This is a genomic window from Verminephrobacter aporrectodeae subsp. tuberculatae At4, assembly GCF_000193225.1.
GTDB lineage: Bacteria > Pseudomonadota > Gammaproteobacteria > Burkholderiales > Burkholderiaceae_C > Acidovorax > Acidovorax aporrectodeae.
On record NZ_AFAL01000878.1, the window covers coordinates 1 to 978 of the forward strand.

Consider the following 978-nt stretch of genomic DNA (forward strand, 5'->3'; position numbering starts at 1 on the left):
TGACGCCGTCTCCGTTGCCATCTCCGGCTACCGGGGCAGCGCCAGCGGGGCCGGGGATGCCGGGGGTCAGGTCTTCGACGCTGTTGGGAATGCCGTCGCCGTCCGTGTCCTTGGTGTCCTTGCTGTCCTTGTCCGACGGGGCCGAACTCGGGGCCGGGGCCGGGGCCGAGGCCGAGCTCGGGGCCGGATTCGGACTCGAGGCAGGAGCCGGACTCTGTGGCGCGGGTGTGCGGTTGTTCACCGGCGTGGCCGGGACACTGGCCGCGTCGTTGCCGGCCGCGTCCTGTATGGCGTTGGCATCGTCGCCGGTCGTGGGGTCGTTGTAGGCGACGGTCACCGTCTGGCCCGTGGAAACAGCGGTGGCCAGCGTCAGGCTGACGGTCTTGTCCTGCGCGTTCACCGTGATGGCGGTGACGGCAGTGGGCACGTTATCGATGCGCACCGCAAAGGCCGTGGTGGGCGGGATATGGGTTGCGTCCAGGCTGTTGGCTTCGGTGTACGTGAGCACCAGCTGGTTGTTGCTGACCATGGCGGTGCTGAGCACCGGGGGCGTCGTGTCCGGCCGGGTGTCCACGGTGTAGTTGGCGGTGCTGACACCGGCGTTGCCTGCGTCGTCGGTCAGGCCGGTGAGGTTGACGCTGATGGTGTTGGTCGTGTCGTTGACGTTGGCCGTGGGGGTGAAGGTCGCTGTCCAGACCGTGCGGTCGGCGTTGGGGGTGAGCGTGCTGAGCGTGCCGTTGGCATCGGTGAGCACGATGTCATCGTTTGCGAAGCTGGTGACGGGCTCGTTGAAGCGGATGGTCACGGTGGTGGTTTCGCCCACGGTAAGCGCGCTATCGGCCAGGGTGATGGTGGCCGTGGGGCCGGTGGTGTCTGCGGGCCGGGTGTCCACGGTGTAGTTGGCGCTGCTGGCGGTGCCGACACCGGCGTTGCCAGCGTCGTCGGTCACGCCGGTGAGGTTGACGCTGATGGTATTGG

Annotated in this window: 1 protein-coding gene; it reads right to left on the reverse strand. The window is 68.1% G+C overall.

Features of this window, described 5'->3' with window-relative positions; all coding sequences use genetic code 11:
* A partial coding sequence (locus VTU_RS29695) for an Ig-like domain-containing protein (RefSeq protein ID WP_010109173.1) occupies positions 1–978 on the reverse strand: 978 nt, incomplete at both ends.